The organism is Coleofasciculus sp. H7-2 (assembly GCF_042747725.1).
In the GTDB taxonomy this organism is placed as follows: Bacteria; Cyanobacteriota; Cyanobacteriia; order Cyanobacteriales; family FACHB-T130; genus FACHB-T130.
In genome coordinates this window covers 130045-151435 of sequence record NZ_JBHZGO010000040.1, presented here as the reverse complement: position 1 = coordinate 151435, position 21391 = coordinate 130045, and the positions used below count along the sequence as shown (strand labels likewise).

General features: G+C 44.4%; 26 protein-coding genes. 8 read left to right on the top strand and 18 right to left on the bottom strand.

Annotation, left to right across the window (positions count from 1 at the left end):
- Positions 1–94: 94 nt before the first annotated feature.
- The 4 genes from ACFW2W_RS10520 to ACFW2W_RS10505 form a co-directional block, all read right to left on the bottom strand.
- Positions 95–811, bottom strand: coding sequence for a methyltransferase (locus ACFW2W_RS10520; protein WP_378177030.1), 717 nt, complete (start codon positions 809–811; stop codon positions 95–97).
- Between the two features lie 468 nt (positions 812–1279).
- Positions 1280–1636 carry a hypothetical protein gene (locus ACFW2W_RS10515; RefSeq protein WP_378177027.1) on the bottom strand — a complete coding sequence of 119 codons (357 nt, stop codon included), beginning with the start codon at positions 1634–1636 and terminating at the stop codon, positions 1280–1282.
- A 135-nt stretch (positions 1637–1771) separates the two neighbouring features.
- On the bottom strand, positions 1772–2359 hold the full coding sequence (locus ACFW2W_RS10510) for a Uma2 family endonuclease (RefSeq protein ID WP_378177024.1): 588 nt from the start codon (positions 2357–2359) through the stop codon (positions 1772–1774).
- 102 nt (positions 2360–2461) lie between these two features.
- Positions 2462–3049 carry a Uma2 family endonuclease gene (locus ACFW2W_RS10505; protein WP_378177021.1) on the bottom strand — a complete coding sequence of 196 codons (588 nt, stop codon included), beginning with the start codon at positions 3047–3049 and terminating at the stop codon, positions 2462–2464.
- Between the two features lie 383 nt (positions 3050–3432).
- Here ACFW2W_RS10505 and ACFW2W_RS10500 point away from each other — a divergent pair, with 383 nt between their 5' ends.
- On the top strand, positions 3433–4449 hold the full coding sequence (locus ACFW2W_RS10500; RefSeq protein WP_378177018.1) for an SDR family oxidoreductase: 1017 nt from the start codon (positions 3433–3435) through the stop codon (positions 4447–4449).
- On the opposite strand, the gene ACFW2W_RS10495 is transcribed toward ACFW2W_RS10500, so the two are convergent.
- Positions 4446–4790, bottom strand: coding sequence for a hypothetical protein (locus ACFW2W_RS10495; RefSeq protein WP_378177015.1), 345 nt, complete (start codon positions 4788–4790; stop codon positions 4446–4448). The genes ACFW2W_RS10500 and ACFW2W_RS10495 overlap by 4 nt on opposite strands.
- Positions 4765–5730 (bottom strand): hypothetical protein, encoded by a 966-nt coding sequence (locus ACFW2W_RS10490; protein ID WP_378177012.1) that lies wholly within the window; start codon positions 5728–5730, stop codon positions 4765–4767. Before ACFW2W_RS10490 ends, ACFW2W_RS10495 begins: the two co-directional genes overlap by 26 nt.
- A gap of 27 nt (positions 5731–5757) precedes the next feature.
- Here ACFW2W_RS10490 and ACFW2W_RS10485 point away from each other — a divergent pair, with 27 nt between their 5' ends.
- Positions 5758–5946, top strand: coding sequence for a hypothetical protein (locus ACFW2W_RS10485; RefSeq protein WP_378177009.1), 189 nt, complete (start codon positions 5758–5760; stop codon positions 5944–5946).
- A 329-nt stretch (positions 5947–6275) separates the two neighbouring features.
- Here the strand turns inward: ACFW2W_RS10485 and ACFW2W_RS10480 are convergent, their stop codons facing one another.
- From ACFW2W_RS10480 to ACFW2W_RS10470, 3 genes are all read right to left on the bottom strand, one after another.
- Positions 6276–7283, bottom strand: a complete 1008-nt coding sequence (locus ACFW2W_RS10480; RefSeq protein ID WP_378177004.1) for a PD-(D/E)XK nuclease family protein — start codon at positions 7281–7283, stop codon at positions 6276–6278.
- An 11-nt stretch (positions 7284–7294) separates the two neighbouring features.
- Complete coding sequence (locus ACFW2W_RS10475) at positions 7295–9499, bottom strand: ATP-dependent helicase (RefSeq protein WP_378177001.1); 2205 nt, start codon at positions 9497–9499, stop codon at positions 7295–7297.
- A gap of 158 nt (positions 9500–9657) precedes the next feature.
- On the bottom strand, positions 9658–9858 hold the full coding sequence (locus ACFW2W_RS10470) for a hypothetical protein (RefSeq protein ID WP_378176998.1): 201 nt from the start codon (positions 9856–9858) through the stop codon (positions 9658–9660).
- A gap of 220 nt (positions 9859–10078) precedes the next feature.
- Between ACFW2W_RS10470 and ACFW2W_RS10465 the strand changes: the two genes are divergently transcribed.
- Positions 10079–10294: a hypothetical protein gene (locus ACFW2W_RS10465; RefSeq protein WP_378176995.1), complete on the top strand. Its 216-nt coding sequence runs from the start codon at positions 10079–10081 to the stop codon at positions 10292–10294.
- The gene (locus ACFW2W_RS10460; RefSeq protein WP_378176992.1) at positions 10291–10719 is read left to right on the top strand and encodes a type II toxin-antitoxin system VapC family toxin; all 429 of its coding nucleotides are present in this window, start codon (positions 10291–10293) and stop codon (positions 10717–10719) included. Before ACFW2W_RS10465 ends, ACFW2W_RS10460 begins: the two co-directional genes overlap by 4 nt.
- A 28-nt stretch (positions 10720–10747) precedes the next feature.
- Here ACFW2W_RS10460 and ACFW2W_RS10455 read toward each other — a convergent pair whose 3' ends face one another.
- Positions 10748–11458, bottom strand: coding sequence for a ThiF family adenylyltransferase (locus ACFW2W_RS10455; RefSeq protein ID WP_378176989.1), 711 nt, complete (start codon positions 11456–11458; stop codon positions 10748–10750).
- Between the two features lie 1191 nt (positions 11459–12649).
- Here ACFW2W_RS10455 and ACFW2W_RS10450 point away from each other — a divergent pair.
- The 3 genes from ACFW2W_RS10450 to ACFW2W_RS10440 all read left to right on the top strand — a co-directional run bounded on the left by ACFW2W_RS10450 (position 12650) and on the right by ACFW2W_RS10440 (position 14095).
- A complete protein-coding gene (locus tag ACFW2W_RS10450) occupies positions 12650–12949 on the top strand; it encodes a hypothetical protein (protein ID WP_378176986.1) in 300 nt (99 codons plus the stop codon).
- A gap of 307 nt (positions 12950–13256) precedes the next feature.
- On the top strand, positions 13257–13445 hold the full coding sequence (locus tag ACFW2W_RS10445) for a hypothetical protein (RefSeq protein ID WP_378176983.1): 189 nt from the start codon (positions 13257–13259) through the stop codon (positions 13443–13445).
- A gap of 431 nt (positions 13446–13876) precedes the next feature.
- A complete protein-coding gene (locus tag ACFW2W_RS10440; protein ID WP_378176980.1) occupies positions 13877–14095 on the top strand; it encodes a hypothetical protein in 219 nt (72 codons plus the stop codon).
- A gap of 123 nt (positions 14096–14218) precedes the next feature.
- Here the strand turns inward: ACFW2W_RS10440 and ACFW2W_RS10435 are convergent, their stop codons facing one another.
- From ACFW2W_RS10435 to ACFW2W_RS10425, 3 genes are all read right to left on the bottom strand, one after another.
- Positions 14219–14980 carry a MinD/ParA family protein gene (locus ACFW2W_RS10435; RefSeq protein ID WP_378176977.1) on the bottom strand — a complete coding sequence of 254 codons (762 nt, stop codon included), beginning with the start codon at positions 14978–14980 and terminating at the stop codon, positions 14219–14221.
- Positions 14981–15108: 128 nt separating this feature from the next.
- Positions 15109–15435, bottom strand: coding sequence for an ArsR family transcriptional regulator (locus ACFW2W_RS10430; RefSeq protein WP_378176974.1), 327 nt, complete (start codon positions 15433–15435; stop codon positions 15109–15111).
- Between the two features lie 100 nt (positions 15436–15535).
- Entirely contained in the window at positions 15536–17881 is a 2346-nt protein-coding gene (locus tag ACFW2W_RS10425; protein ID WP_378176971.1) for a CHASE2 domain-containing protein, read from the bottom strand.
- A 548-nt stretch (positions 17882–18429) separates the two neighbouring features.
- Here ACFW2W_RS10425 and ACFW2W_RS10420 point away from each other — a divergent pair.
- Positions 18430–19239 (top strand): DUF928 domain-containing protein, encoded by an 810-nt coding sequence (locus ACFW2W_RS10420; RefSeq protein WP_378176968.1) that lies wholly within the window; start codon positions 18430–18432, stop codon positions 19237–19239.
- Positions 19240–19291: 52 nt separating this feature from the next.
- Here ACFW2W_RS10420 and ACFW2W_RS10415 read toward each other — a convergent pair whose 3' ends face one another.
- From ACFW2W_RS10415 to ACFW2W_RS10395, 5 genes are all read right to left on the bottom strand, one after another.
- Positions 19292–19441, bottom strand: a complete 150-nt coding sequence (locus tag ACFW2W_RS10415) for a DUF6760 family protein (RefSeq protein WP_378177207.1) — start codon at positions 19439–19441, stop codon at positions 19292–19294.
- Positions 19435–19812: a phage tail assembly protein gene (locus tag ACFW2W_RS10410; protein WP_378176965.1), complete on the bottom strand. Its 378-nt coding sequence runs from the start codon at positions 19810–19812 to the stop codon at positions 19435–19437. Before ACFW2W_RS10410 ends, ACFW2W_RS10415 begins: the two co-directional genes overlap by 7 nt.
- A gap of 8 nt (positions 19813–19820) precedes the next feature.
- Positions 19821–20180 (bottom strand): hypothetical protein, encoded by a 360-nt coding sequence (locus ACFW2W_RS10405; RefSeq protein ID WP_378176962.1) that lies wholly within the window; start codon positions 20178–20180, stop codon positions 19821–19823.
- The gene (locus tag ACFW2W_RS10400) at positions 20167–20673 is read right to left on the bottom strand and encodes a phage tail protein (protein WP_378176959.1); all 507 of its coding nucleotides are present in this window, start codon (positions 20671–20673) and stop codon (positions 20167–20169) included. The genes ACFW2W_RS10405 and ACFW2W_RS10400 overlap by 14 nt, the downstream gene beginning before the upstream one ends.
- A 115-nt stretch (positions 20674–20788) precedes the next feature.
- Entirely contained in the window at positions 20789–21289 is a 501-nt protein-coding gene (locus ACFW2W_RS10395) for a phage tail protein (protein WP_378176956.1), read from the bottom strand.
- Positions 21290–21391: the final 102 nt, after the last annotated feature.

Genomic DNA, 21391 nt, shown 5'->3' with positions numbered 1-21391 from the left:
AAATTCCCAATACCCCCTCGTTTTTGTCTAAAGCGGCTTTCTGAGTTGAGGGAATTACTTTAGCGATCGCTCTCCCCACTCTCAGTTCAAGCTTTTACAAAGATGTCATGATCTGAATCAACTCAGCAGATAAATCTACCTGACATTTATGCTGCTTTTTAAACAAAACTCCCGCTAAAAGATAGATGTTTTTTGAGTAAAAAGCCATCTTCTTTTCTCGCAATTCTCTAATTGTGTTTTTCACCTTTGGCTCAGAACTGTAATAGCCAAAGTTTAAAGGGGAGATTATGAAATTAGCAATGGAGTAGCCTTGCATTATTGCATAATTAATAAAGCCCTCTGGATTAGAATAACTAGAGAGCATAAGTAAAACATTTTCATAATCTAAAGATAAAAGTCGTTTGGCAATTTTAGAACCATCTGTACCGCCATGTAACAGGGGTTGGTAAATATTCTCATCTGGCGCTGGAAGGTATGGTGGGTTTGAGATCAGATAATCAGCCTTGGGAAGAGATGCTTCAAAAAAAGAGGTATTGTAGATGATATATTGGGCGCTGAGTTCGTATTCCTGAATATTTGATTTGGCAGTTTTCCAAGCTAAGTCATTGAGTTCAAATCCATGTATGATGCCATCAAATCTGGTTCTCATTAAGGAGTTAATGACTGGAGTTCCATCTCCTGAACCGAACTCAATGATAGTTTTACCATGAGCGCCCTCATTTAAAACTAAACTTTCTAAACATTGAGAGTAGAAATTAGATTCTTCTGGGCAATAGAATACATCTTTTACGGGTCTGGATGAAATTAGCATATCTTCCTTTGTAACAACTATAACAAAGCTAATTCATTCTCTATTCTTTTGTGATCTATCAAGAGAATTATGCCCAAAGACCTTGACAACTATTTACGTTTATTTATAATATTCTAAGGTAATTTTACTGACTTTCAAAAAACAGTGTTTGTTAAAACAGGGAATGGCTAATTGCTTTTCAATACTTAGCAATTAGCCATGAGTCATTATTCAGTAATAAATGGAGCTTTAAGAAGTTAAGCAGCTACTGCCAGTCGCTTAATATCACCAGTGACTACACAAGCCTAAACATCGTTGAAGAGTACTGGAGTTTGGCTAGCAAGCTGCAAAATATCTTTGTTGATACAGCCTGGGATTACATCTGTGTGAACGTACACCCATCAGCAGCCAGCATTGCCTGACGTTGTTGCTCTATTCACCACAAGCATCAAACCAAAGGCGAGGCAACACTGACGACATGAGGATGTTTCAGGGGTGGTTGATAGCGCTGGAAGCGTTAGGGTAGCGTTTGCGGAGAACAACTGTATTGTAGTTGTAGGCGATCGCTACAATATTCGTGACCAGGCAGGTGCTTCCCAAACACAGCAGGATATAGGTAGGAGGCATCACCACCCCAACCTGGAACCAAGTAAAGACGTGCAGCACCATCACCACAGCAAATACGGTTGCCACTCCAGCACTCCGCCACACCTGAACTTGAGGGCGACAGAGTGCAGTAAGAATCATTGTCGAGATGGTAGCACCCAAGTTGGCTGGAACCAAAAACGCGCAAATGGCGATACAGTGGGCGCGTGAGAACTCAGATAGGGTATTAAAGTCTAACATCCGTTCATTATATCGAATGGCAAAATTTTACAAGACTTTTTGCGATCGCCTGTAAACACTCACTGCTGTTGATAACATTTGTTCACATACGACAGCGATCGCTTTCCCACAAAAACTGCACGATCTTTTCTAAAACTACATAATTTGTTTTAAATCTAAGACAAACCCAGGAAGCACATCTTCTCCTGATAAAGTTGCCGGATTTTCTAGAATTTCCACATCCTGACCTTGACGATAGATTTCTACTCGCTGGTTTTTCCGGTCTATTAACCAACCCAATCTAGCGCCATTTTCCATGTACTCTTGCATTTTCTCTTGCAATTCTTTTAGAGAATCACTCTTCGATCGCAACTCAAGCACAAAATCGGGACAGATGGGAGCAAATCCCTGTTGTTCTTCGGCGGTTAAAGCCTCCCAGCGATCGCGTCTTACCCAAGAGGCATCGGGTGAACGATTTGCGCCATTAGGCAGTTTAAAGCCACTTGAAGAGTCAAAGGCAAGCCCTAGATTGCTCTGAGAACTCCAGACTTCTAGTTGGGCAGCTATTTTGATGTTACGATTTCCAGTTTCGCTACCTGTAGGTGGCATAATTATTAATTCTCCCGATGCCGTTCGCTCAAATCTATAATCGCGGTTGTTTTGACACAGCTTCCAAAACTGCTCATCAGTCAAATCAATTTTCAATTCGAGAGTAGGAGGCAATGCGATCGCCATCGTTTGCATGAACTTATCCCAACATCAACTGTTAATATTTTCTAGTCTTGATTCGCTTTTATGAATTTTTGCAAAAACTGCCTTATCAAAAGCGATCGCGTCTAAATCAAGCTACATAATTTGTTTTAAATCTAAGACAAACCCAGGAAGCACATCTTCTCCTGATAAAGTTGCCGGATTTTCTAAAATCTCCACATTCTGACCTTGACGATAGATTTCTACTCGCTGGTTTTTCCGGTCTATTAACCAACCCAAACGAGCGCCATTATCTATATATTCTCTCATTTTTGCTTGTGCTATTTTCACCGAATCGCTAGGAGAAAGCAACTCAACCACAAAATCAGGACACAGAGGAGCAAATCCTTGTTGTTCTTCGGCGGTTAAAGCCTCCCAGCGATCGCGTCTTACCCAAGAGGCATCGGGTGAACGATTTGCACCATTCGGCAGTTTAAAGCCACTTGAAGAATCAAAGGCAAGCCCTAGATTGTTTTGTCGGCTCCAAGCTTGGAGTTGATACGATAAATCGATGTTACGATTTCCAGTTTCGCTACCTGTAGGGGGCATAATTATTAATTCTCCCGATGCTGTGCGCTCAAATCTTAAATCCCGGTTGTGCTGACATAACTGGAAAAACTGCTCGTCTGTCAAGTCAATCGTTAATTTGAGGGTAGAAGGTAAGGTAATTGTTGCTGTGTTCATAAAGTTATCAAAGTATTACTCTCTTATATTTTCTAGTCTATTATCGCTCTGCTATAAAAGGGCGATCGCTCCTTCTCCCGTATTGGCGGTAAATAAGTTTCTCTGTTTTCTTTTTTCCTAATTCGAGAAAATTCAGTCATAGAGTACCTGCATTAATTTGGGGCTGATTTCTGTAAAAGTGAGAGGCAACCCAGCGATCGCCAAGTGTAGGCAAGGGGCGCATCTCCTCCCCATTGTCAACCCTGAGACTGATGTAACCCGCCGTCAGTCGATTAATTTAGTTAATAGAACTTAACATTTGACCACTAAGCCAACGTTCCTAGATGCACTTCAGCGGCAAAGGTGAATGGTTTGTCGTCAGCACTTTATAAGGATTAGCAACAATGCAACTAAAGCCAATCAAAGAGCAAGTCGTCGCCGTCGTTGGCGCTTCTAGCGGCATCGGGCGCGAGACAGCTTTGCAGTTTGCCCACCGAGGCGCAAAAGTGGTAGTCTCAGCTCGCAGCGAATCAGGGTTAAAGTCTTTGGTGGATGAGATACAGCAACAAGGCGGTGAAGCAGTCGCTATCGTTGCTGATGTCACGGATTTCGAGCAAGTAAAAGCGATCGCAGATAAAGCCGTGGAGGTATACGGGCGACTCGATACCTGGGTTCATGCAGCCGCTACCGGAGTCCTCGCCACCTTCGACAAGATAACACCCGAAGAGTTTAAACAAGTCATCGATGTTAACCTGACAGGGCAAGCTTATGGTGCAATGGCAGCGCTACCTCATCTTAAACGCGAAGGACGCGGAGCGCTGATCCATATCTCCTCAGTTGAGGCTAGACGCTCTGTACCTTACCAAAGTCCCTACTCTGCATCCAAGCATGGTGTTGAGGGTATGCTTGATGCTTTGCGTCTTGAGCTGAAACACGAAGGATGGCCGATTAGCGTCACTAATATCATGCCATCGGTGATCAACACGCCATACTACAATAAGGTTCGCACCAAGCTAGGTGTGAAGCCGACAGGAGTGCCGCCGTACTACGAGCCAAGTCTTGTCGCCGAAGCTATTCTCTACGTCGCCGAAAACCCCACTCGTGATTTTATCGTCGGAGATGTGGGCAAAGTGATTGATATAATACAACGAATCTCGCCAGCGCTAGCGGACAGCATCTTACTGCTGATTGGCTTCGAGTTACAGAAAACCAACGAGCCGAAGTCCGAAGACGCACCAACCAATCTGTATGAGCCTATAGAAGGTTACGACAGAGTTGAAGGAGACTTTGGCAATCTGTCGATACCCTCCTTTACTGACTGGCTGGATAAAAATCCGCCGATTAAATGGGGTGCTGTGGCAGCTGCGGCGTTGGGAGTTGCAGCAGTCTTCGGAGGGTTTTTCCCAGGAAATGATATTTAAGGCGATCGCTTACAAATTGCAGCTACGACACCTGTGCGATGGCGTTGCACAGTTGTACGATTGGTTGCCAGATTTCTCCATTTAGATGCCAGCCATCTTTCTGCCATATTGGTGAATTCGGGACTGCCTATCATCAGTCCGAATTTATCGGCTTTTAGCATCTGAATGTCCTGTCTTTCTCGCTTTTTATCTTCGGTACTTTCTTCACTATCACCGTTGATTTCGTCATCAATTGTAGTTGATAGTTTGTCCTGTTGTTCTTTGAGTTTTCTTTCGTTTAAACGCGCTAAAAATGCCTCGCGTTTATCGTAATCTTCAATCATGGCTTGGCGCAATTTCATCGAGTCGCGCTGTAGTGCTGCCAGCCTTTGAGCTATGCGCTGACGCGCACGCTACGCGAACGGCTTTAGCTGCTGGCACTAGGTCTTGTTTTTGGGCTTCTTCGTTGAACCAAACTCCGGTGGATTGCCAGCTAGTTTGGGTGATGCCAATTTGACTGTTTTTGCGATTACCAAGGATGGCTTTGGGTAGTTCGTAATCGCTACAAGGAATGAGTTCTTTGAGTTGTTTTTTATTGATGCCTTTGATGCTGGAGCGGTCTAAAATTAGTTGGGGTTTGTTACCTTCGGACTCGGCTAATGAGTCGAGTAAGTTGTCATCGGGACGGAGGGTTCCTTTAGCTAGAAAGCTGACTTGGGGTGTGGATTTTGTATTTTCTGTATTCCAACTGCGTAGCCAAGCGAAACGAAATTGGCTGGCTCGATTTTTCTCGCCGCCGATGCTTTTAAGTAAGTCGGAACTGATTGCACCGTGACAGTCACCGGTTCGATATTTAGCATATTGTGGGTCGGTGAAATCAACAATTTTTACTCGCAGATGGTCGGATTCTGATACGCCGGACATACAAGTGCTGACTAGAAGGGAACCGTAGCGACAGGCGGTGTCTTTTTCGGTTATGAATAAGTCTCCTATTTTTTGGGCTAGGGTTTCGTCACCGAAGTAATAGCTGTTTCCAGATTGAAATATCAAGCGTCGTTTGATGCCATCTTCTGGGTCGTGGATGCTGGCGCGTAATTGGCGAGGATCTGGATTTGATTTGTCAAGTTTGACAATCATTAATGATTGCAGTTCTTCTGGTTCAAATATTGCTTGCAGAATCGAGTGGCGCAGGATTTCTGGATTGTTGAAGAACTTTCCTACATTCCGCCCTTTGGCATCGGTGTAAGCAGCATCGAAAACGGGAATTTTGAGTCCTTCTTCGGTGGCAATTGTGGCGACCATGTGTTGATTTCTCCTAATATTTGAAGTGTGAGAGTAGGAATTGTTGAAAAGGTATGGCAGGACTATTTAAGCGTTAACAGGTTGAAACTCGGTCAAGTGTTGACCGTGGGAAGTGTTTTTGAGGTGATTGAAATGGAACTAAAGGTTGATGCGATCGCTAGTCCGGATCTGTTTGAAGATGAGGATATCGGGCTGGTGGAGTTGGCGTTGGCGTAGCCTGCGCGTAGCGCATTCGCGCCGGATGATGAGGATAAATACCCATTCGTGCGTCCCAGTAGCACTCCTGCGGATTTAATGGACAGGCCGGCGAGGGTTATTACAGAATGGGAAAATATGGACTTTGATGAGCGAATTCAAGCTGACCCTACTTATATTGATAAGGTATAGGTATTTTTCAGAATTTGGTCGTCTAAGTTTGATTGTTTAGATGTTAATTTTTATTGCCAATTTGAAGTTATAGCTGTGGAGGATACAGATTTACTCCATTGGGTACATGTTTCGATGGGTAGCGGTAGCTGCCCTTTAAGTCTAACCATTTAACTAATTTATGGATAGATCGGTTTGACACCCTTGCCACTGTTGGGAGTTTTACAATCCCAGCGACAGTCACAAGTTTTACAATCTTGTTCGCTAATCTCACCTGGAGCAGCAGGTTCCCATGCGTTAGTTAAACGAGATTGTTCAATCTGACCCACCGTTTTAGTGAACTCATCTATTGCTACCTGAATTTCATCAGGCTCAATACTAACTTCTAAAAGAGCGTTAACTGGGCGTTTTGTTGGGCAAGTCGGGCCATCAAGCTCGTTAAGAAAATATAAAACAGCTTTCTTTGGCAGGACACCGTGCTTTCGTTGATAAAGATAGGCATAAACCCGCATTTGAAACTCATACGTCTGCAAGTCTTTAGGATTTAAACCAACACGAGTGCTGCCTTTATAATCCCACATTTCGCAGTTAGCTGGATCTACCATTTCATCGGTTGAATCTACTAACAAATCGACAACCCCATGCAAAATGTGATTAGTCTGATTTGCTTGTAATCTATGTTCTGTGTCTTTAACTCGTGGATAAAGCGTCGGGCCTTCCAGTGCATTGAAATATTGAAGAATATTTACGGCTTGAACTCTAGTATCTGACCTAATAGCTAGAATTCCTTGACTGTTCAAGCCATTTTCAACTTGAATAAAATACCTCACAATATCGCTAGGAGGTGGCGGCAGTGTTGTGACAGCTTTTTGTGCGCTTTTTAGCTCCCCAAAGTATTCGCGAATCTCCTCTTTACTGAGAAGATAACCCTTATCAGGTAGTGAGTCCTTAGTCGATGGATCGACTCTGCCATGAAAATGGGCATGACAGCGATCTAAAACTTGATGAAGTACCGTACCAAAGTAAATCTGTGTTTGATGAGCAGGGGCATATTTATAAACGTTAAAAACTCCATACTGACGAGCACAATGTCGAAAAGAAACAACATCTTGAGTGACACTATATCGTCGTTTCACTAATGTACTATTGGGCAAAGGTATTGAAATTCCTTGGAATGGTTTGGTCATAAATGCTCTCTTTAAATTACAAGTGTATTGCGACGAAATTCAACATGGTTACGTCCTGGTGCGGCTACATGATTTTTAATGTGTTCTTCCGTACCAACTAAGATCAGGCCATACTGGGCACGAGAGTAAGCTACATAAAGCAAACGGATGTCATCTTCGACAACCAAGAGTTCTGGACTGCGTGTATTTCTAGGATAAAGCTCCTCCCGAAATGGTTCTAAATCTTGTTCAAGGATGTGTGCTGCTCCCACATCTCCGCTTTGACCCAGTTGTGCGACAAAAACGAAGGGAAACTCTAAGCCTTTTGCTTGGTGAATAGTCATAATTGGTAGATATCCTTGGGGAACTATCACCTCTTCATCTTCGTCATCATTAATTCCAGCTTCGATAATATAGCTGACAAACATTGTGTAAAACCGATTTAGAAAAGTGGGATCTAAATCGCCTTCTTTATTCGCCCGCAACCCGTCTAACTTAAAACTGTGATAGCCATCGAAAAGACGGCTTAGTTTGGAAAGGCGTAAGTTTCTTACAGGATCTTTTTGCCATGTCCGAAATGGTTCTAGTGCCAGAATATGATATATGATTTCTAAAAGGTTAAGATTGAGAAAGTTGCCCTTATTTTCAGCACATAGTTTCGGCAATTCGGCATTACTATGGATTAAATAGTCGTCCAGTCCCTTAGTTAAAAGATTCGGATTACCTCTAATAGTATTGAGAGTGTCAATCCATCCCTGGACCGTTCCAACCCATGATAAAGGTCGCCCAATTGGATCTTTGTAAGAAGAATAAAAAGTATGATTTTTGTCAATTACTTGTACCATTGCTGCCAGCAAGCACTGGATTTCTTCACTTTCCATGAAAGATTTTGAGCGGGGATTATAAACCGGAATATTATGTTGTTGAAACGCAGCAATAAAAGGGCCAGCATTGCGTGGCGAGTCCTTCGCACTACGTAGCAATAAAACGCATTGACTATAATCAGAGATAATTCCGTCGGCGATTAAGTGATTTTTAACTAAATCGACAACAGCATTTGGTAAATCTGCTACTTTTTTCCGAGTGATCCAAGAAACAGCAGGATATGATCCAGAAATTGTAGAGGCTGCCGTAACAGGATTTTTACCAGGGGCGCGTACCCCTGGTGCTATCATTTCTGGAAAAGAAGTGATATAACTGTTGAAAAATTCAACGATACTGCTGTGAGAACGATAGTTTTGATCTAGCTGAATTTTTTGAGGAGATTCACCTAATTCTGCCATACAAGCCTTGTCAAAATTCACCATGCAAGATACGTTTCCTCCTCGGAAACGATATAAAGCTTGATCGTCGTCACCCACTACTGTAATGCTATGTGGGGTTTTGTTGGCAAGGGCAAGGTAAATGCGCTCTTGGATTGGATTAGTGTCTTGGTATTCGTCAACCAATACGTGCGTCAACGGTGACTGGTTTTGACCATCTCCCTCTAAAAAGCGTTTACTAGATGGAGAGGTTAAGAATTCCAAAAAACAAGCTTGAAGATGAGCAAAGTCACAGCGGTAGTTTTTCTCTAGACCTTCAGTATATTGCTGATAGAATTCTGCTAGCGTTGCCCAGTGTCCCCCAGCCAGAATCATTTTTTGGACATCAACGTAATCTTCTACAATATGGTTGAAGAGTGTAACTGCGGCCTTGGCTCGCTTCCATTTATTAGGAGGGTAATTTTGAGTTCGCCAATCAGGGACTGCATGAGCAAAAGGTATCCAGAAGCTTGTATCTTGATGCTCTGTAATTGAGGCATAACGGTAGACGAACAAATCCTGCTCTACCTGGTCAAGAAGACGAACGTTTTGATATGTTGGGTAACGATATTCTTGGAGTATATCATTGCATAGACTATGCAATGTTCCTATTCTTATATCAGATAAGTCTACCGATTTAAGAGTATGATCGGTGTTTTGTAGTGCGGCCCAGTAGGTAGCTAAGCGATCTTCAAGGTTACGTGCTGCCTTCGTTGTAAAGGTGGTTAGGATAATGGAGCGTGGTTTAACACCATCTACACAGAGTAGTTTTAGAGTGCGTGTAACCAGTACCTCGCTTTTACCTGAACCTGGGCCTGCGAGAAGCCACAAAGCACCTCCGTCATACTCTACTGCTTCCTTCTGTTTGTCATCTAGCTCATAGCCACGAGCAGTCTGTTGGGCAAGACAGGTATGAAAGGTACTTAGGTCAATCATTGTAAAAAATATTTAATTTCACCTAAAAACTTACGTACCGTTTGCAGGATCGAGTAAAAAGGATAAAGTATCAGATTTTGGCTCAGTATAGCATCCTGCCCAATAGAAAATTTTCCATTAAGCCATCATTTGGGTGGGGCTGGTGACGCATACTGAACTCAAGCTTTGGATTTCAGTGCCGCCCACACCGATTGCTGGGTAATGTAAACCGATCGCGCCGTCCCACTTTCCAAATCAAAATAGGTCGCAAACCGCTTAAGATTATCCGCCGCCTCAGCCGCCACCCGAACATTCACGCGATCGCTCTGCACGTTCAGCACTGCCATCTCAGCACAAGATAGGTTATTTGTCAATCTCAATGCTAGAGCCTGCGCCTTGGGCAATCCGATCTCCTTGTCGCAGAAAGCCTGCCTGCTGATATTGGCTTCTTCAACTATATCGGGATCTGCGATCGCCTACGGTACGCTATGCTAACGCGATACTACTGACACAACACTACGCGATCGCACTTCACCTATCCAGAGATGCGATCGCTCGCTTCGACGTTACAATCTGTCATAACAATAGGAGTAAACTCCAATGGCAACCAACACCTCTTTAGAAGAACGGATGGCAGCAGTAGAAACAGCAATTACCGAATTGCAGAAACAAGTTGCAAATCCTCAATCGACAAATTGGCTACAACAAATTACAGGGTCTTTCAAAGATGAACCTGCCTTTGAGGAGGTACTGGCTTACGGACGAGCGATTCGCAAAGGTGATGAGTCTGTACTGGAATCGCAAGACGAGCTATGAAATATCTATTGGATACAGACCATCTGAGTATTCTTCAGCGTCAAACTGGGAAGGATTACAGCAACCTTTCGACACGGATGGCTCAATACCCGCTATCAGATTTTGCCGTATCAATTGTCACCTTTCATGAACAAATGCTTGGCTGTCATGCCTATATTAATCGCGATCGCACCCTCAAGGACGTAGTGAAAGGATATGAGATGATGGCGCGACTCGTTAATGACTTTAAAGTATTGCCCATCCTCTCATTCGATGCGGGTGCAGCTACAACATTTGAGCAATTAAAGTCCCGACGAATTCAACTGGCAAAGATGGATGCAAGAATCGCAGCAATTGCACTGTCCCATGAATTGATTCTGTTAACCCGCAATCATCGAGATTTCGGGAAAGTGGCAGGGTTGGCAATCGAAGATTGGACAATTTGAGGCATCAAGAATATCTTTTGGAGTAAGGTTAGCATGGTGTTATTGCTTCACTTGCGATCGCTTTTACTACCACACACACCGACTGCTGCGTGATATAAAGCGATCGCGCCATCCCACTCTCCAAATCAAAATAGGTAGCAAACCGCTTAAGATTCCCCGCAGCCATCCGGTACAGGTAATCCGCCGCCTCAGCCGCCACCCGAACATTCACGCTCTCGCTCTGCAAGTTCAGCACTGCCATCTCAGCACAAGATAGGTTATTTGTCAATTCTTCTGGTTTTGGTTTCAAAAGGTCAGGAGCTTGCAGCATCGGAGATGGCAACCTCGCACATCCCAGCCCCCCAAAATTATAGAACTCCGGGTCAGTTTCCAAACAACTGCCCAGCAAGATTTGTCCCGCTGCTGCATGATTCCCACAATCCAGATACCACACGCGGGGGATTTCAGAGCGACTATCACATTGGTTCAACACAAGAACCTGGTTAATAGCCGCTCTCCCGGCTGCCCTATCCACGCACCCTACAAGGATTGTCAGCTTGTCGTAGGCGTAGTGAATCAACTTGGGGTCAAATTCTTGCACGAAAGCCGTCGTGTCCACTCCCCAAGCTATCGAGTATCGCAACGCTAGAGCCTGCGCTTTGGGCAATCCGATTTCCTTGTCGCAGAAAGCCTGCCTGCTGATATTGGCTTCTTCAACTATATCGGGATCTGCGATCGCGCTGACGCGCAAGCTTCGCAAACGCCAACCTAACCTTTTTCCCTGGCTTACTTAAACTGCGTGCCAGTCGCGCAATATGATAGGACAGCCAAGAACCAGTTCCTCCCGCCCCAATTAACCAATAGTCGATCGAATCAGTCTGTTTAATGATTAGAGGCGAAGCTTCAATATAATCATAGTTAATTAAACATTGAAGAAAAAGTACTAGCCTCCCTCCAATAATTCGGTAGCTAATTTCGGCAACGCTTGACAGTTCAATTTTATAATTAATTTTAGTTTTCATTGTTTATTGATTAACTTTAGAAAATCAAATTCTTTAGCAAAAATAGTTCAGATAGCTCTTTAAAAAAACAGTGGAAAGAGAGCTATCTGATTTGGTTAAAAAAAAGCCGTTAACTAGCACGAATTTTAACTTTCTTAGCAGAATCAGTACTTTTCGTCTGTACCTTTTCTTTAGAATCTGGATTTGGGCGATCGCTTGGAGTTATAGTTGTTTGAGCAATAGCGCGATTGGAAATTGCCTCACTTGCAGATGTCAAGTTAGCAGCTACTATTCCGTATTCAACTCTAAGTTTGCGTTCGATGCGAGTACCATCTACAGGAACACCTTTTTTCCAATCGTCGATGATTTTGCGCTTGTCTGGAGTGAAAACGACTTTTTCTGCTCGATGTTGAAAGGAGTGCTGCGATCGTACTTAAATAGGTACATTAGCTTTAACAAAAATCCAATAACAATTAATCTGTCAACCCCAGTCTAAAGACACAATCCATTAAAAGGTCATTTAATTTGGCAATGCGGACAACAATCTGTTATCGCGGACAAATAATGTGGCACTGTACACTTAGAAAAATCAGGTTTGTCAACCATTTCCATTGTGCTTACCTATATATCAGCACTAAGGTAGATTTGTAAATTTATTTTATTGTAAAAGATTAAGCTTGGTTCCGGCGGCGATCGCCATCTAATTACCAAGGTGCTGGGAAGAGTTAAATGCGATCGCGTCTTGTCTGTGTCAGAGCAAATCCCGCCTATCCAACCTCAAGCCTAGCTTCTGGCTATCAAACAATCCCGCTGCGATCTCTACCTTGGCGTTTAGCAATTTAATACCCGCGAAAGAGTAAAAAGCGATACTAACTAAGCTATCTTCATAAACAGAAACATCGTAATAAACAGACTACGATCAACTTAAAATAACATCGGAGAAAAAATTCATGAGCGACGAACAAAATCCAGTTTTGCCAGAAGATCCTAGAGAAGCTGAACCGGGAAGAGGGGCACCAGGAAACAACCACTATGGAGTTCAATTATCACAATCAGTATTGGGCGTGAATGCACCAGATGCGGTGATTCCATCTAATGTGGATAAAGAGCTGAACAAACACCAAGTTGAGGCAGCCAGAGAACAAGAAGAGGGAACTGGTTTAGATACAACCGAGGGCTACATCCTTGATGAAGCGGGGCAGCTGAACAATTTTGCGATTGAGCCTCCAATGTATGTAGAAGAGAAATAAAATACAACGTTAGCTGGGAGCGCTAAACATCATCAGCCTCCCGGCATATTTATGTATTTATAAACAAAAATTTAACAACTTTGCCTGGAATTTCAGCGTCTTAATTGTAGGTAACTAGAAGACGTTATCGGCATTAGTTAGGAAGAAAAGTATACCAGAATCGACTTCGACCTCAGAAGCAACAGCGATCGCTTCCACCGTTCAAACCAACAACGATGAAGTTGAAGCCACAACGCAACAGACAACCACTCAACCAGATGTGGCAATATAGCCAAAGCTTGATGACTTTCCCCATCAACTCATCGTTTTGGTAGACGAAGTGAACCCAGCAAGTGACTTCGCTCAATTTCGGCAACAGTTGCGGGAAGCAGTGCTAAAGCGCGATGCAGAGTTAACGAAGTCATCAAAGTCAATCGTCAAATCGAGGAACAACGCGCCAGAGAACGGGCGCAAAAAGGCGAAGATTACAGTTCCCTCAACGGGTGGACTGCGGTGATTTTGCCAAATGGAAAACCAGGCTACATTTCAGGACTTACGCAAAGCTTATACATATAGCGTTTTGTAGGGGCAATCCCCCTGTGGTTGCCCTCAGATGTGGTGCTATTTGCGTAAGTCCTGATTTCCAATCGCTTTGCTTATTCTCCCCTGGAATATCAAGCCGTCTTTGGCAAAGTGAAAGGGCAATGGCGTCTGCTTTATATGCCCGGTAGAGAGTAAATTAAGGTAAAAGTATCGCTGTTTCGGGGAAAATTAGACAGGCGAGCGGGAATTAAAAGCAAGTTTCCCACAGACTAAAGCTTGGATCGAGATAAATGAAGTCCGTAAAGACGATTTCACGAAAAATATATCTGTATTTTCGAGCCAGCAAAGATTCTGTTACCTTGTCAAAATTCCCCAGCCCGATCAATACCTTTGAGAGCAACGTCCATGCCAGTAGACTTAATCATTCTAATTGCCGCACTCATCGTATCCTGGTTAGTCTTCGCCTTACTAATTAAGGTGGTGAAAGCCAGCATCGGCACAGCCATTTTAATTGCGGCAGTTGTTCTCATTTTACAACTCTTCTTTGGCATTGGCCCCGAAGACATTTGGCAGCAGATAACCCAACTTCCCCAAACTATTTGGCACATGGTTACGGGCAATTAATCCAATTGACAAAAGTCCATAATATAGAGGCAGGTTTATAGATATGCTTGGCTACTCACCAGTATCTTATTAAACCCGTCCCTACAAAGCAGTTGTTTTTTCGATTGCACTGACAATTACCCCTTAAGCCATAATCATCTTGGCAACCTTTTCCATCACCTTGCTCAAGGGATGATCTGGAAACCGCAGGCAAAAGAGATCGCTGCTTGCCATTTGAATCATCTCTTCCGAAAGCGGCAAAATTCCAGCCACCGGAGCATTGTAGGTTTTTTCTACCTGTTGCTTCAAAGCATCAAAATCCAAAACGGGTAGCGCCTTATTTACTAGCAGCAACATCTTAGGCACCTGCAACTTGCGAGCCACCTCCACCGTCACGGCAGTCCCCTGAAAGTCTTGCCGGTCTGGACGCAAAATTAGCACCAAGATATCAGAGATAGTAATAGAAAGCAGAGTTTCTTCGTTAAGACCTGGGTGGGTGTCAATAAACAAATAATCCAGATTCAGGGTTTCAATTATATCTTGGAAACCGTCATTGAGGAGACCAAAATCGAATCCCTCGCGCAGCACTCTAGTAATATCCCCAGCTTTGATACTAGAAGGAATCAGATGAATGCTGCTGCCTTTAACGCCAGTCTTTCTTAAAACTGAAGTGACATCGTAGGCAGCTTCTTCAATTAAACAGCGACCCCACAGGTAGTCATTGAGAGAGTGTTCCATCTTCTGCTCATCGAAACCGAAAAGCACATGAATTCCTGGCGATTGAATATCGGTGTCAACGATACCAACGCGATACCCAAAGCGAGCGACTAAAGCTGCCAGATTAGCCGTCGAATTCGATTTGCCGGTGCCACCCCGGAATGAGTGGATGGACACAATTTTTGACATGGTTTACCTCAATGTGTGAAAGGATTTTTAATCCTTAACAGAAAACAATCGAGAAAGCCCACTCAAGGGCGCGTTGCATTTCTGTGGGTGATTCCCACAGCTTGATAGAGGCTTATTTCGGTTTTTCCTCACTCCAGGTTCTGCCAGATATTTGTAGATAGCTTGCTTCGCTGTTTGGGGGCAAGGCGGGGTCGGTAGCGGCGTGTTTCTCCCTCTTCTAGTTCTTGCACGAAGCCTTGAGTTACCAGAGTTTCCAACTGGGTGCGGACAACTTCCTCACCCTCGCCGGTGTGAGCTGCCACTTCCTCCAAGGTCACGTTTTTCTGACGCATCATCCAGTTGACGAGTTTCCGCAGGTCATCGGGCAAACTCATAATATCAAGCATATTCAGACCAACATCAGTCTGTTTTCCGCTGGAATCGGCGGGTGATTGATCGATTCGATCCTGATTCATCTTTTCCTTCCTTGCCCTTCAGCTAATGATGTGAATAGCGAGCCTTCGATGTATCGGTAGATGTCCTCTAATGGCACTTTATCTCACCGCCATCCCGCCATTAGGTAGATTCAGTCTCTGCATTCCTCACTGTTTTTGCCCGTTGCTGCAACTGCTGGAAGTAATCGAGTTCTTCGCTGAGTTCAGCTTCCTGGCTAGTCTCTAGAACTTCTATTGTTGAGGAATTTGACTCGGTAGCGGTTTCGGCGTGCCCGTCGCTGCTCGAATTTCTCAAGTTTGCTCGTTGCTGCAACTCCTGGAAGTAGTCGAGTTCTTCGCTGAGTTCAGTTTCTTGGCTTGCTTGTGCGACTTCTGGTATTGAGGCATTTAACTCGGTAGCAGCTTGTGTTTGCCTATCTTCCTGCCAATTTCTCAAGTTTGCCCGTTGCTGCAACTGCTGGAAGTAATCGAGTTCTTCGGTGTCTTCAGCTTCTTGGCTTGGCTGGATGACTTCTGGGGTTGAGGTATTTGACTCAATTGCGGCTTCTCCATGTCCGTCGTGCCGATTGCTTAATTCTTCGGTAGGAGAAGTGACTTGGCTTGCCTGTGTAGCTTCTGGTATTTCAACGGTTGACTCAGTGGTAACTTCTGCTTGCCTATTATTGGGTCGATTTCTTAACTTTTTTCCCTTTTGCTGTAACTGCTGTAAGTAGTCGGTTTCTGCCGTTGTTTCAGCAGCTTCTGGTATTTCAACGGTTGACTCAGTGGTAGCTTCTGCTTGCCCATCATTGGGTCGATTCCTCAGCTTCTTCCCCTTTTGCTGCAACTGCTGTAAGTAGTCGGTTTCTGCCGTTGTTTCAGCAGCTTCTGGTATTTCAACGGTTGACTCAGTGGCAGCTTCTGCTTGCCCATCATTGGGTCGATTTCTTAACTTTTTCCCCTTTTGCTGCAACTGCTGTAAGTAGTCGGTTTCTGCCGTTGTTTCAGCAGCTTCTGACATCGCGGCGTTTAATTTAGAAGCTGTTTTCTCAGAAGGATTGCTTTCTCGACTCCTGAGATTTTTCGCCTTTTCCTGCAACTCTTGGAAGTAGTCACTTTCTGTAATTTCCGCTACTTGGCGTTCTTTCTTTTCGTGGTCAATCTCAATATCGATTTTTAAAAACCCTTTGACGCCCTGATAGATGGCTTTGGCGTATCCTCTATCTACCAAAACGACGCCGACTGCCGTTGCCACCAGTGCCAATGCTGGCGGCACTAGGGGTATCCATCCCGCTTGGAGAAACAAGACATAGCAAGTTCCAAACAAGAGGGCGATCGCGCTTCCTCCTGCAATCACCAAGAGCCAGGGACGCCGAATCCGCCATGCTACTAAGCCTCCCACCAACGACCAGACCCAAATCCATCCAATTTCCCCCCACTCATTCCAGTACCAAAATAGCGGTCGTTTATCCAGAACTGCACTGAGGATTTGACTCACAACCTGAGCATGAATGACCACTCCGGGCATTTTCTGAGTGCCTTGTTGAGCAGCACTGTAGGGCGTGTTGAAGTCGTCATTCACGCTGACTGCGGTGTAGCCAACCAAAACAACCCGATCTTTGACTAAAGCCGGAGCGATCTTGCCCTTAAGTACATCTGTGAGCGTTATCTTTTGGGCAGGTAGATTTGCCGAACGGTAGTTAATCAGCATCTGCAAACCTTCTGTGTCGGCGTTCCGGTATCCGCCAGCATTCGGGTCGGGGCTTTTGAATACAGTGGAACCGATCTTCAGGTTTCCATCATCTGAAGGTTCTGCTTCGATTCCCTCAGCTTGCAGGTACATGAGTGCTAGGGTCAAATCCAAGGAGGTGAGTTGCTCTTCGGGATTGCTACAAAGATGTGGGTTTTCTAAGGGAGCTTTCGGGACTGGAGGATTTGCAACTAAGAGACTGCGGCGAACCCATCCATCAGGTTCTTTGACGAAATCAGCAAATCCCACCTGGTCTGGTGAGATTCCAGGCGGTGGTGGAAATCCTGCCTCTTTACCATCACTGAGTTGGCAGATCGTAATGATGCGATCGCTTCCTTGGAGAATCTTCAATAAATTGGCATTCCCGTCTTTGACCGGAACATCCCGAATAATATCTATCCCGATGGCTCTCGGTTCATACTGCTCTAATTTCTCCAACGCTTTGGCAATTGTGGCATCCGAGATAGGCCACCCCTTCTCGGTTTGGATATCTCCCTCAGTGATTTCCACCAGCAACAGGCGGTTATCTGAGCCTTCATCAGGACGCATCCGAGTCAGCTGGTCAAAAGCACCTAGCTCCTGTCCCTGGAGTATCCCCAGCTGCCTAGCTCCCACTACCAAGCTTGTCGCCACCACACTGGTGAGAACTACTTGTCCACCAAAACTTAAGGCAGCTGTGCGTAGGTTGTTTGTGTTTGATAGCAGGGAGCGAATCTTTGAACTGAGCCGAGAAACCATATAATTGTCGCCTCCTCTCTAGGGGCTAGAGTTTTAATTTTCGCTCAATGTGTAGCTTAAACAGAGGAATTTAAGATTAAGATTTTGTACGCATCCTTGTATCTTTGGAAATTGTTTAAGCAGCAACGCGAATCGTCAAAAATCAAACATTCAATCGATTACAAAACTTCATGAAGCTTTTGATAAGAAACTGGATAAATAGATGAAATTTTTGATTAAGAAAAGAAAAAGTGCCAAATTGAGAGATAATTTTATAGTAGTTATAACATCAAATTTTGTAAGAGGCAAAAAGCAGAGCTTTCAAATCACCACTGAGGGAATATATATGCCAAAATTAATAGTTAATTTCTAGAGATTTGCCTGGAAAAGTGGGAAACTTTGTTGAAGATAAAAGAGTCTTTGATCTTCAACCGCTACGGTCGCGGTCGAGCTTATTTTACAAAGCACGATGCCTCACGGAGGCGACCCCTTTGGGAAGTGGTTCGTTCCCCTTATATGCGCTCCGATCGCTGCTCGCCAGGTAAACCCACTGCAACAACTAAAAGATTATGGTGAACAAGTCTTCCGTGTATTTCACAACACTTTCCTTAGCCTTGTTGGTGGGGCTTAGTGCGATCGCTACTAGCTTTCCAGCTACCGCCACAACAAAAAGCCAACCGATTCAACAACCCAGCCTGAACCGTAGAGAAATGCGTGTGGCAGGTCGCCTAAGATTTAGGCTGCCAAGAAGGGTTGGGGCACCCAAAACTAGAGAACCCGGAGCATCGCGTGGTAGCAGCAGCTGCGCCGCACCAGGAAAGACGCTCATGGCTTTATTGCCAAGCACGAATATAGGATTAACTATATCCGCTCGCCCGACCTTATTTGTTGCTCTTCCTGAAACTTCCGCACAAGAAGCAGAGTTTACTCTATTTGATGGAGAAACGGGTCAGCAGGTAAAATACGAAACAAAATTTCCGATTCCTAACAAGGCAGGTGTTGTTAGCATTAGCGTTCCTCAAAAGGATGCACCACCGCTAGTTATTGGCAAAAAATACCATTGGTCGTTATCAGTGATTTGTGACCCCGAAGATCGGGGGGCAGATATTGTTGTAGAAGGGTGGATTCAACGAGTCCAACCGAGTTTAGTGCTGAAGAATGCGCTAGACAAAGCAGCACCGCGCGATCGCCCAGCCATCTATGCAGACGCTGGTATGTGGCTTGACACCGTCGCATCTCTAGCTGACTTACGTAACGCCAATCCTAAAGATTCCACCTTAGTTAGCGATTGGAAAGACTTGTTAAAGTCAGTTAATCTCGGCACAGTTGCTGAAGAACCCTTAGTGAAGGTAGACATCAGCCAGAATCCAACGCCGTAACACAAAGCATTGCAGATGAAGGAGGGGTAAGGGGATAACTCTTGCCCCTTCTTCATTCTGGCTGCATCATCTGACTAATTTGTGTCACCCAAAATAGGCGATCGCTATGTTCCAGATTGAGGATATCCTCTAAAGACCAGTGAAAGTGAAAAGCAATCAAGGCTACCTCTTGGCGTAGTAAGTCCGAGGGGTAGCCTAAAATTCCCCCGATAGAGAAAGCTCCACCTGAAATTGACTATTGCACTTGGGACACTCAACCGGAATGTAAGCATCCCCCTCCTGGTTAATGCGATTGTAAAACTCCCGCAAGTATGCTAAATCCCGCGAGAAAAGACCCTCCAACAACGCAGGTGTTACCTCTGTTAAAGTACCTATACAAGTAATCACCCGCGACAGCATCACCAAGACCCCATAAGCTGGATTATCCTGAACGCCACGGTCTTTTTGAACGTACATTTCATCTTTTGCCGTTGCCAGACGCATCACCCCCTGGCGATGAACGCCCCCTTGAGCATCGACTAATCCTCTAGGGAGGACAAATTCAAATTCTGTTTGGATGCGATCGCTGGACATGAGACGCTTTACTCAGAATCAGAAGCCAGTGCAGGATTTGCAGATGGGTTCGTGGCTTCTTTAAATCCTGCATTTTCCTGTTCTAGGTCATTAATTTGACGATAAAATTTCTGAAGATAATTCAAGTCACAAGCAAAAAAGCCTTCAACAACTGAAGGTGTCACCTCCTCCAACGCTCCCAAGCGGACAATCACGCGGGACAAAATAATCACTGTAGCGTAGGCAGGATTTGATTTAACACGCGGATCTCGCAAGGGGACAATCTCATCCATCGCCCTCGACAAACGCATCACACCTTTGCGGTGCAGATTGCCATCCGCATCAAGGTATCCTTTAGGTAAAGTAAATTCAAACTCAATTTGAATCATTCCTTGCTACTTGAATCCGTTTTAACTGTTCAAGGGTTATTTCCATTTCTTCAATCTCCAGCTCACCTCCAGCAGCATTCACATCAGAAATTTTATAGCTAGTAGGCCACGCCCGTTGAAACTCAAATCTAAACTGTTCTTCCGCCGCTTGATTATAAATTACCAAAGAACCATCTCGTCGTTGTTCAGCCCAATTTCCATCCTGCACAGCTTGAATCCAGTTCCACAACGTCATTGAGCAAGTCAGACCCCGGCGCAGAGTAATATTGCTGTAACTAACATTACCAGGAATTTTTGTAGTGACAATTCGACCCTTAGATTCTCCATCTTTTCCCCACTTTTGAGGTGTCACCTCAGAGATTTCTATCACCTGCTGGATAGACTTAAAACCGCTACAATCCATAAAGTAGCCGTCTACTGCATCATTGCTGCCATTTAGTTTTAGTTCTAGGAAAAATCGACAAGTGGTGAGAATTTCAGGAAAGTCTGTCACAATTGATACCGCCTTACAACCAATGCGCTTTCAATCTGATAAATAAGTGACTGGTGAATAAGAGTGCGATCGCATCTCACCTCACCAGAGCAGTTTTACATTGAGTATATTCCTTCTACGCAGATACAGTAAACTTCATCCGCTCATAGTTAAGCTTAAGCGTCCAAGTTTCCAGTTCGCTACTCCCTGCGTCCCGCTTAGGAACATCAAAACTATTGGGAAGCACCCCTACGAAGCTGTACGTTAACCCCACCTTCCCGTCTGAACCGGAGTAATAGACATTAATTGTCATTTCTTTACGTAAGCTTCGCGCTTTTGCTGCTTCCCCAAGGTTGGCTTTCGAGGCGCAATCCTTGTACCACTCCCACAGCTTATCGTCATTTCCACCCTGATGCGCTCCTGGCACCAAAACCAGCGTTATCTCGCCATACTTGGGTTGACTCGGAACGCTAAGAACCAGCGATTTTCCCTTCGGACCAGAACCGATGGCATTATCAGCACCCTTTGGGGACATATCTACTGACATCCCACTGACTTCTTTGATAATGATGTCTTTGATGTCACCAATTGCTACATCGAAGTTATCACTAGAGAGCAACTCAACGGCATCAGCCATAAATAACCTTCCAATCAATTACAAAGGAATGACTTTGGCGTTTGCAGATTGCAAACCAATTCAAATTAAGAGTATTGTGTCAAACACTCAGACTTAGATAGA